Source organism: Microcoleus sp. PH2017_12_PCY_D_A (assembly GCF_020738565.1).
In the GTDB taxonomy this organism is placed as follows: Bacteria; Cyanobacteriota; Cyanobacteriia; order Cyanobacteriales; family Microcoleaceae; genus Microcoleus.
The window spans coordinates 1-10,073 of the sequence record NZ_JAEQCI010000162.1 but is presented as its reverse complement, the minus strand read 5'-3'; the positions used below and the strand labels follow the sequence as shown (position 1 = coordinate 10,073).

General features: G+C 48.2%; 6 protein-coding genes and 1 pseudogene. 5 read left to right on the top strand and 2 right to left on the bottom strand.

The genetic code is table 11. The annotated features are described in order from the left end of the window. The 4 genes and pseudogenes from JGK39_RS30385 to JGK39_RS30370 all read left to right on the top strand — a co-directional run. Window positions 1-106, top strand: a pseudogene (locus JGK39_RS30385) (photosystem II protein D2); the annotation flags it as partial. Window positions 107-879: 773 nt separating this feature from the next. After that, a complete protein-coding gene (locus JGK39_RS30380) occupies window positions 880-1,161 on the top strand; it encodes a 4a-hydroxytetrahydrobiopterin dehydratase (RefSeq protein ID WP_293261263.1) in 282 nt (93 codons plus the stop codon). Between the two features lie 159 nt (window positions 1,162-1,320). Beyond that, a complete protein-coding gene (locus JGK39_RS30375) occupies window positions 1,321-2,967 on the top strand; it encodes an HD domain-containing phosphohydrolase (RefSeq protein ID WP_293298567.1) in 1,647 nt (548 codons plus the stop codon). A gap of 291 nt (window positions 2,968-3,258) precedes the next feature. Continuing rightward, window positions 3,259-5,457, top strand: a complete 2,199-nt coding sequence (locus tag JGK39_RS30370; protein ID WP_293298564.1) for an iron uptake porin — start codon at window positions 3,259-3,261, stop codon at window positions 5,455-5,457. Window positions 5,458-5,709: 252 nt separating this feature from the next. Here JGK39_RS30370 and JGK39_RS30365 read toward each other — a convergent pair whose 3' ends face one another. Then, window positions 5,710-6,408: a PEP-CTERM sorting domain-containing protein gene (locus JGK39_RS30365; RefSeq protein WP_293261272.1), complete on the bottom strand. Its 699-nt coding sequence runs from the start codon at window positions 6,406-6,408 to the stop codon at window positions 5,710-5,712. Window positions 6,409-6,559: 151 nt separating this feature from the next. Next, window positions 6,560-7,768, bottom strand: coding sequence for a site-2 protease family protein (locus JGK39_RS30360; protein ID WP_293261275.1), 1,209 nt, complete (start codon window positions 7,766-7,768; stop codon window positions 6,560-6,562). A gap of 365 nt (window positions 7,769-8,133) precedes the next feature. Here JGK39_RS30360 and JGK39_RS30355 point away from each other — a divergent pair, with 365 nt between their 5' ends. Further along, the gene (locus JGK39_RS30355) at window positions 8,134-9,972 is read left to right on the top strand and encodes a dockerin type I domain-containing protein (RefSeq protein ID WP_293298561.1); all 1,839 of its coding nucleotides are present in this window, start codon (window positions 8,134-8,136) and stop codon (window positions 9,970-9,972) included. Window positions 9,973-10,073: the final 101 nt, after the last annotated feature.

The window sequence follows — 10,073 nt, the reverse complement described above, 5'->3', positions numbered from 1 at the left end:
CATTCTGCTTAACGAAGGCATTCGTGCTTGGATGGCTCCGACCGACCAACCCCACGAAAACTTCATCTTCCCTGAAGAAGTTCTGCCTCGCGGTAACGCTCTCTAATCAGTGCGAAGTATCAAAAATTGCAACATTTTGAAAGGGTAAGATAAATTAGTTTAGGCTTTACCCTCAATGTTTAAAAAGCTCCTGCCGCTCGGTAGGAGCTTTTTTGATTTCAGTAATCCGATCGCACATTTCCCTCTTTATACCCGCCCCACACAGAAAGCAATCCGTTCAAAAGCTCGCTAGCGAAGCTTGCAGCTATTGGATCGCCCGCTGGCTGTTGTAGAGATCGATACAATAGTTGGTTCAGATATTGCAAAAAGATTAATTTGCATCTCCCCACTTCCAATTCCTTGTGTTATTCTAAGAATTGTGACTGCTGAAACGAGACTCAGAACGCAGGTTCTTTCAGTTACGCTGGCAAGGGCTAGCGCACAAATCCTCACACCAAATCTTGTATTTGGGTGAGGTGCGTTCAAATATGAAGCCATTTAGCTAATCCTGGAGGTGATGCCCATGATAGAAAGTAGTAAATGCATGGGTCATCAGATTGGAAACTACCGGCTGTGCGCCGGGGCCGCTCACTAGCAGTCAGCCGTCGTTTCCAACTGGAAACGAATTCCATCGGGAACCAGGCTCAGCTAGGGATTCTCCCGGCAGTCAGGTTCTAATCTGAAGACCCGCTAGACCGCTCTCACCTCAAATAGTGTTAAATCTTAAGTATCAAAACTTGAGCCTCAACACTATTGGTGAGAGCGGATAGTTTTTGGTAGGATTTTTTACAGGTGGGCTGTTAATCTGCCAAAAAGCTCATCCCAAAAGAAAAAAAAATCATGGCAGACTTACTTAGCGATAGTGAAATTAAAGAGCGTGCCAGTCTATTATCGGGCCCGACTGTGGAAGGTCGGAAACTGCGGTGTACCCGTTCATTTAAAGATTTTATCGGCGCGATCGCCTTTGTCAATAAGTTAGTTGCCCCCTCAGAAGCAGCAGGACATCACCCAGACATAGAAATCTCCTACAACAAAGTAACAGTTAACTTGACAACTCACGATGCCGGAGGCTTAACTGAGAAAGACCTGGCGCTAGCCCAAGAGATTTCTGCGCTAAATTAGAAGAGTTCTACTTTTGTGAGCAGCCACTGCATCTAGCGACAGTCCCAAGAGCAGAAAGCCCGCTCAAAAGAAAATATCGACTCTGGGTTAAAATCGGGTGTGAGAAAGTCTAGATGCAACAAGTCCAATGTATTAAAGGCTATTCGCCATCCTCGGACCATGATCGTATTTGAAAGGCCAGAGTTCTTGAACGAATCTGCTCAAAGAACAGAGCTGATAGAAAAGCTTTTGGATATTGGGGCGGCGCTCTCTAGCGCCCCCGATTTGGGCGGCTTGTTAAACTTGATTTTATCCAAAAGCCGGGAAATCACCTACAGCGATGCGGGCAGCGTTTATTTGGTAGATCACAGCGACGCGAAATCTAAGTTGCTGTTCAAGGTAGCCCAAAACGGTTCCAAACCCAGACTGTCGTTTAAGGAGTTTGCCCTGCCGCTGACAGACAAAAGCTTGGCGGGATACGTGGCAATTACAGGTCAAAGTTTGAACCTGTCTGATGCCTATGACTTGCCACCCGACGTACCCTACCAGCTAGATACCAGTTTTGACAGGGATATTAATTACCGCACTTGCTCGGTAATGGTGCTGCCGATGCAAAACAGACAGGGCGAGACAATAGGGGTACTGCAACTGATCAACCGCAAAAAAAAGGCCGATGAGGTGCTGACGGCAGAGAATGCCTGGGAATCGACGCAGCAGTATTCGGAATGGGAAGAAAGGATAGTTCGATCGCTCGCTTCTCAAGCAGCAATCTCGATCGAGCGCAATCAACTCCAAGAAAGCATAGAACACTTGTTCGAGGGCTTCGTCAAAGCAAGCGTGCAAGTCATAGAAGCCCGAGATCCATGTACCTTCGGCCATTCAGAACGAGTTGCAGCCCTGACAGTACGCCTGTCAGAAGAAGTAAACGCCGTCAGCAGCGGATGGCTGCGCTCTATTTACTTTAACAACCGTCAAATTCAAGAAATTCGCTACGCCGCCCTGCTGCACGATTTTGGCAAAATCGGAGTACCAGAAGCAGTTTTGACCAAGCAGAAAAAGCTCTACCCCTCACAGCTAGAAATCATTCGCCACCGTTTCGCCCTAGCTCAGCGCACGCTGGAAATGGAATGCGTCCAGTCAAAATATAAATATTTGCTAGAGCATTCAGCTTACCGAAAACACCCGGAGGAAGGGCCAGAGTGCGCTCAATGCCAGGAAATAGAACAGCTAGACACAGTGCTAGCAGACGCAAAAACCAAATTAGCAGAATATTGGGAAGTCCTGATAGAGGCCAACGAACCTCACATTTTGGCAGAAGAACCCCTAGCTCAACTGCTAGAACTTTCTCGGCAAACTTACAGAGATATAGACGGGGCAATTAAACCGTTGCTGAGCCAAGATGAGATCGTGCAATTGATGGTGTCGAGAGGCAACCTGACACCGGCAGAACGATCGGCAATCGAATCTCACGTAACTCACACTTACGAATTTCTCAGCCAAATTCCGTGGACAAAGGATCTAAAAAATGTTCCCCAAATAGCCTACGGACACCATGAAAAACTCGACGGAACAGGCTATCCGCGAGGTCTAACACAGACAGAAATCCCCATTCAAGCGCAATTGATGACGATCGCCGATATTTATGACGCCCTAACTGCGGGCGATCGCCCCTACAAACGAGCTCTACGTACAGATGCAGCAATGAAAATTTTGCGGCAAGAAGCAGCTCACAACAAAATCAACGCCGATTTATTAGAATTGTTCGATCGTCGCGGAGTCTTTAGCGTCCTCGGACACGGTTTGGATCCAAAAGTCGAATCAGCCTAGACGATCCGGGCGTGCTGTGCTAAAAAGTAAATAGGTTGCCCAGCGCCTAAAGTGTCAGTAGTCCAATCAATCCAAAGTCCAAGTATGGCAAGGTTTTGAGGCAGTTGAGTACATGGTGACAAACAGGCACCCGACAGCAGCCAATCACATCCATACACTAAGTTAGTCCCCAAGAATCAAAAGAAAAAGTGCATTTTAGGTCTATTTTTAAAGTATGCTGGTTTAGCAACTACTGACCACATAGAAGACTGGAAAAGTTTCTCTGTAATCGGTGTGAGGATGAGAGTGAATATGTCGAAATTTTTGTGGAGTTACCTACTAATCAGCCCAGCAGTCTTAGGAGCTACCCTAGTAGTTTCTTCGAGCGCGATGGCAGCAGACGCAAAGCCGGCTGCTGATGCGCTGGGGCCTCAAGCTGCCCAAGCTGAAACAGGTCAAACCTCCGAACCCAAAGTCAATGCTTTAGCTGCTGTTGACGAAACTACCGCAGCACTAAAGCCAGTCGAAGAAATTTCCCAAGGAACAGGCAGCGAAACCAAGCCAGCGATTGCAGATGCCAGCCCTGCTGCAACGGGCAGCGCGATCGCCTCCGCCACCACAGACCCCGCAGCAACAAATCTTGAAGCTGCATCACAACCTGCAACTGAATCTTTAGCAGCAGTTGAGCCAACAGTCGCTCAACCAGTAGAAAATTCAGCCCCAGCAGCGAAACTAGAAAATGCAGCCCCAGCAGCTACCGCTGTCGAGGAGCAAATCAGTGCAGTTCAATTAGAAACTACCGCCCCGGCAGTGGCAGCGCCAGCACAAGAAAGTTTGCCCAAACTGGCCGAATCTGTAGCCCAAACTGCCGCACCACAAGCTCAAAACCCAGCCGCCACATTAGAACAGCTCAACGAGTACAGCAGCGAAGGTGCTGCTGGTGGCGAAGCTCAAGGTCAAGTTACCTCAGTATCTCAACTGTCCGACGTGCGGCCCACAGACTGGGCATTCCAAGCACTGCAATCCCTAGTCGAGCGCTACGGCTGTATTGCCGGGTATCCCGACGGCACCTTCCGGGGCAACCGGGCAATGACCCGCTACGAATTCGCCGCCGGTTTAAACGCTTGTTTAGACAAAGTTAACGAACTGATTAAAGCAGGTACAACCAACCTAGCGACCAAAGACGACTTGGCAGCCCTCCAACGGCTCCAAGAAGAATTTGCAGCAGAACTGGCAACCCTGCGCGGCCGCGTCGATGCTCTGGAAGCTCGCACATCCGAACTTGAAGCCAACCAATTCTCAACTACTACCAAACTGACTGGGGAAGCAATTTTTGCCCTCAGCGACGACTTTGGCGGCAATGATGGCTTGTTTGGCAGAGACAACAGAAGAGTCGGCACGGGTAACAATGAAGCCGTATTCCAACAGCGGGTACGTCTCAATTTAAATACAAGCTTCACCGGCAGAGACTTGTTGCTGACCAGGCTTGATGTGGGCAACGGTCAAAACTTTAACTTGGGGGCTACCAGCGAGGGCACTCAAACCTGGAACGTAGTTGGCAGAACTGACAACGTTTTCCACCTGGGTAGCTTGCTTTACAAGTTCCCCGTTAGCAATCGGTTGAACGTTACCATTGAAGCCGCTAACGGTATTTGGAACGATTTCATCCCTACCGTCAACCCTTACTTTGAAGACTTTGACGGCGGTAGTGGTTCCCTCAGCGCCTTCGGTCAGAGCAACCCAATTTATCGCCTAGGTGGCGGTGCTGGTATCGGCTTCGATTACGCCTTCGGCGGCAGAGGCTTGCTGGGCGGCGTGTTCGGCCCGACTTCTCTGTCCTTCGGCTATTTGGCCTCAAATGCAGCCAGTCCCGCTAAGGGCGGAGGCTTGTTCAACGGCGACTACGCAGCGATGGGCCAGTTGACTTTTACCCCCGGACGCAACTTGCAAGTTGCTTTCAACTACAACCACGGTTACTTTAGCCGAGGTAACTTCGGGTTTGACAATGGTTTAGGCAACGGGCCTGACAAACTTGGCGGTTTCACAGGCACCGGCGTGGCTAATTCCCTCAACGGTTTGAGCGAAGGCTTTGACGGCTTCCGCGCTCGCAAAGTTGTCAGCAACTCCTACGGCGCTCAGGCTTCGTTCCGACTAAGCCCGAGATTTATCCTTGGCGGCTGGGCTGGTTTAACTAATGCTCGTATTCTCGGCGTCGGCGATGCGAGAATTTGGAACTACGCAGCCACTTTGGCTTTGCCCGATTTAGGGAAAGAAGGCAACTTGCTGGGCTTTGTGGTAGGGCGCGAGCCTTACTTGGATAAACTTGAGGCTCCTGGCAGTTTGCGGAACTTCAACAACGATACTTCGTGGCACTTTGAAGGCTTCTACAAGTTCAAGCTCTCGGATAACATTGCTGTGACTCCGGGCGTCATTTGGATTACTAACCCAAATCAAGACCGCAATAATGATGACATCATTATCGGTACTCTGAGAACTACTTTCACGTTCTAAGAGCGGCAAAGAGCAGGCAGGGCGGTTATACTATACCGTCTCTGCTGTCAACTATAGCTAAATTTAGCCCTGCTTCCGGCAGGGCTTTTTGTTCGGTGGACGAATAAGGAAATTAAGCCCCTCAAAAAACTTGCGAGAAGCCCCTATTTGGCAGAGGGCTAAACGTTAAAGGTGACACCTTCTTCACCTGACTCCACAACCCGAAAGTATAATTGCTCAAAGGAGCGATCGGGCGATCGCATCTTATACATCTTATTTAAAAGCTTTTTTCCCCACCTTCCTCTTCCACCAGCACCCCAAGCCAAAAGCTAAACCAACACCTGCGATCGTAGTAGGTTCCGGCACAGTTTCAGACTCAGACTCGTACTCATAGGTGAGAGTAAGCGTTGAATCAACCGCGACAGTGCCCGCATAAGTGACCGTTGCAGGCGTTCCTAAAACTCTCACAGTACCCATTGCCGCAATGCTAGCAGCAATTAAATCCCCCGCACACCCACTAAACATATTTAGAGACTGCGGCGAACTATAACTCCTTGAAACTCCTGCCATCGCACTCCCACCTCTAGCCCCCGCAGCCCCAGATTCAATACTCATTTCCGGCGGATTTGCAAACAAACTCAAAACCAAATTGGGGTCAGCTTTTAAACTAGGTAAATTCACAGCAATTTGAGCATTCGTTACCGCAGTACCAGTAAAATTGCTAGCAGGAACAATACTGATATCGCTGTTAACCGTTGACTGAACTGTAACATAAGCCCTTAACAGCGTCCCCAAAAGCGAATTAAACTTAGGCAGCACACCATTCAGATTACTATTAACTGGCTGCTGCTTCAAATTTACCGTATAAGTTTGCGTCAGAACAGCAGCTTGTACAGGTATTGCCAACTCAGAGAAGCCCAAGCTAAGAACCCCAGAAACAACCGCTACTCCTAACTTTTCATATCCGTTCATTGCGACACACTCCTAAATAATTACTTAACTTTCCCGCTGATTCTTAGTCCTGGACGCAAAAACCCGGTTTCTACGAAAAATAGTCGATGGAGGCGAGAGATATTGACGCAGAAACCGGGTTTTTTGCCCCCGTGCCTCCAGGACTGTTTGTTTAACTGCCAGACAGCAAGTTAAATTTAGAAAAATCGATAAACCTCGGCATATTTTGCACCGCCCACTGAACAACAGCAGAGAACAGATAACCTAAAAACCAGACCGTATAAGCTATGCTAAAAGGAGCATAAGCAGCCAAAATCCAGCAGTCTGAAGGTTCTTCCCAAATGTGTTCTCTCCGCAGCAAACGATCGTAAAATTGAAAAGACCTCGATCGCAAATTGTTAATCCCAGTCAAAGCAACTAGCAAATAATAGCCATCAAACTTATTCAAAGGGTTGAGGTTAAAAACTACAGTGACAAGCGTAGCTGCCATCAGCAAATAGCTAGCAAAATGCCATCCAGAATTAGGATCAGACAAAACCCAAACCCAAACCGAAAAAGCCCAGATAGCCACCTGCACCAACACGCCTGCTGCCACTACCAAAACGCGCTGCTTCCGCCTCACTAAACTGTACTGATCTGTGGTATCCGTATAGCATCCCGGTATCAAGCACAAAAACAGCAGCCCCATTTCTGGGACAACACCGCCGTAGTGCTTCAAAGTAAAAGCGTGACCTAATTCGTGCAGACCAACTACTACCATAATCAGTAGCACAAATGTTACCAGTGTTGTAATTTCCCCTGTTGCCCAAACCTGTTGATTGGAAGCAAAAACCTCGTCAGCCAAAGCCAGCCACACAGCAAGAGAAGCACTGATTAAAACACCCAGAAAAAAGCTCAATTGCCACGTCCAAATCCAGCGGAGTTTACCTGCGTGTTTGGTTAGCCAAGCATCGGGATTGAACAGGGGAATTTGGAAAGACAATAATTGCTGAATGTTGAATTTATTTGGGGGTGGTTTTGGAGGTTGGGTTCCCTCTAACATTCCAGTTTCTGCCAGCATCCGCAACAAGTATTGCAAATCCTCCAAAGTAATGTCATATTCCGATGCGATATCGCCGATCGGCTGCAAGCCAAACTGTGACATTACCTCTTTGTCAGAATTGTCAACTTGCAAGCAAGTAACGCCTTCTGAGTTGCGGAGTATCCAATATCCGTCTGGGTGCGGTATCCACTGTACCGTTGATTTGAGTTTGGGGCCAGAAAAAATTGTTCGAGAATCTTCACTCGGATTTTGAGATATGGATTTCTCCTCTTCCTTAGTTAAGTCGGGGCACAATTTTTCTTGACTTTCTATGCGTGCAAATTTTTCACCATTTTGCATGATGTTGGGAGTTATAAATTGTAGGCTGCACAGAAAAACATTGGCAATGCCAGCAATTAGTATCTTGCTATACAGAAACGTTGCAATTTCAGTCCTGGACGCATGGAGACCGAGAAACCGGGTTTTTTACCGAATCTGCGGTCTACAATGCGTCTTTTCGTAAAAAAACCCGGTTTCTAAACACTCGCGCGCAAGTTATGTATTAATTTACACAAAAAACTGACTGGTGTTTACAAGTTGCGATCGCTGCATGATTTACATGGTACTGTTTAATTAGCTAATTTTCAAATCTACGTAGTTAATTAATATACTCAATTAACTGCCTGGGTTTTCAAGGTCATTACTAAGAGCGGGGGCTTCAGTGTATGGGTTGGCATTCAAAAGGCTTTCAAGTCCGCAAGAATAAAGGGGTTGAGAATTCTCCCCCAAAAACTCCTCGCCCGCGAAAGACATTCATCCTGGAACGAATTATCACCCCCAGCGCCCTAGTTCCTGGTGGTGTGGATGACCGTGACGCGCTGCACCAACTCCTCAACTCTCTATCGCTGCTCAATTTTGACTTTTCAGACTGGGCCCAAAAATTTAATCACGCGAGCAATTTACATTTGTTTGCAGATAGCGGTGCGGGTACTTGCCCAACTTCCCCCACCCTCGATGGCGACTTGCCGCCGATTATTGACTTTGACCCCTTGGGCTTGCATCAACCACCAACACCAACAGCAGGGCCTAATGTTCAAGGGGCTTTTGATACGCTGCCGCCCCCAATTATATTGCCCGTAGATCCGCCTGGAAGCAATAATAAAGTACCTACCGATTTAGGTAGCGCTTACACATTTACAGCCAAAACAGCATCAGGTAATAACGATGCAGGTTCACCGAACCAATACACCTTTAGCATTACTAATTCCGAACTCAATTCCACAGCTTCGGACACTGTACTCGTCGGGATTTCAGTCGAATCAAAAGACGGGAGTCAGTTGCTCCCTGAACTGCCAGAAGTAGGTGGGCTGACACCGATTCTCACATCTAGCGATACAAATAGTACCTATTCTCTATTTGCCATCAAGCGTTCTGGCTTGAACCTGCTTAATTTGAGCGGTGCATCAAGTTCAACCAGTGGCGCGTATTCTTTACAACTCAACGTAGCAGGCGATATCAACGGTGACGGCCGAGTTGATGCCACTGACAGGCAACTGCTAGATAATGCTTTAGGGCGCAAGGTGACTGACCCCGGTTATACAATTGACCTCGACCTCAACCGGGATGGAAGCATTAACTCAGCAGACCAAACTCTTCTCAACAGCAACTTCGGCTTCATTGCCAACCGGCCGCCTGTCGCATCGCCATTTTCAACCAGTACCCATACAGAATTGGAGACAGTCATACCCTTAGTCGGTAAGGCAAGTGACCCCGAAGGCGACTCCATCTTCTACAACGCTCTCAATCCTGTTAACGGTACGGTGCTGTTCAATCCTAATACTAAGACGGCGACCTTCAAACCCGCGCCGGGATTCTCAGGTATTGCCAGCTTTGAATTGGCGGCCAGCGATGGCTTGAACTGGGGAGTACCAGCGCTCGTAACGGTTAACGTCAGCGGTGCACCGCTGCTTTCTTTGGACTTCGCCCAGCGTCGCCCCCAGCTTTATGCTGGAGAGAGTACACAATTGACAGTTTTGGGCGACTTTGCCGACCAAAAAGGTGTAGTGCTGCCAGCTTCTTATTTGACATACACATCGTTAAACCCAGGGGTAGCACCCATTGACGCTTTTGGGAAAGTGACGGGGCTGGCTGACGGTACTTCAATTTTGAGCGCGAGTCGCAACAACCTGCAAGCCGTGACTGCGGCGCGAGTGGGCGAATTGCCGATTCCTGCTAACGATGACGAGTGGAATGCGCTACTAGCAGAGATTTACGGTTTGGATGTTTACCCGCAAGCCGTGACTTTAACAAAAGGAGTAAAGCGCTCATTACTGGTGGGAATTGAAGGTCTTACTGACTCTCCAGACCTAAAATTTGGCTCTACTGGCACTCGCTACTTCGTTAGCAACCCCAATGTATTGCAAGTAAATTCAGATGGTGTAATCACTGCTGTCGGTGAAGGAATTGCCAGCGTCACCGTCATTGACGGAGCAGCAGAAAAGGTGGTTCCAGTGCGGGTAAAAACGCCTTTGATGGGCCCGGCGATTTTGGGTGTTGATCGCTGACGCTGGGTAGTGCCCTGAAGGAAAGGATCGAGAGAATAAAACTCACGTCAAAGAAAAGTAGGCATTTAGAGTTGTAAATTAGCATTGTAATGATGCACAAA

Coding starts and splice junctions, on each gene's coding strand:
- JGK39_RS30380 (WP_293261263.1), top strand. CDS start 880: ATGGCAGACTTACTTAGCGATAGTGAAATTAAAGAGCGTGCCAGTCTA.
- JGK39_RS30375 (WP_293298567.1), top strand. CDS start 1,321: ATGATCGTATTTGAAAGGCCAGAGTTCTTGAACGAATCTGCTCAAAGA.
- JGK39_RS30370 (WP_293298564.1), top strand. CDS start 3,259: ATGTCGAAATTTTTGTGGAGTTACCTACTAATCAGCCCAGCAGTCTTA.
- JGK39_RS30365 (WP_293261272.1), bottom strand. CDS start 6,408: ATGAACGGATATGAAAAGTTAGGAGTAGCGGTTGTTTCTGGGGTTCTT.
- JGK39_RS30360 (WP_293261275.1), bottom strand. CDS start 7,768: ATGCAAAATGGTGAAAAATTTGCACGCATAGAAAGTCAAGAAAAATTG.
- JGK39_RS30355 (WP_293298561.1), top strand. CDS start 8,134: ATGGGTTGGCATTCAAAAGGCTTTCAAGTCCGCAAGAATAAAGGGGTT.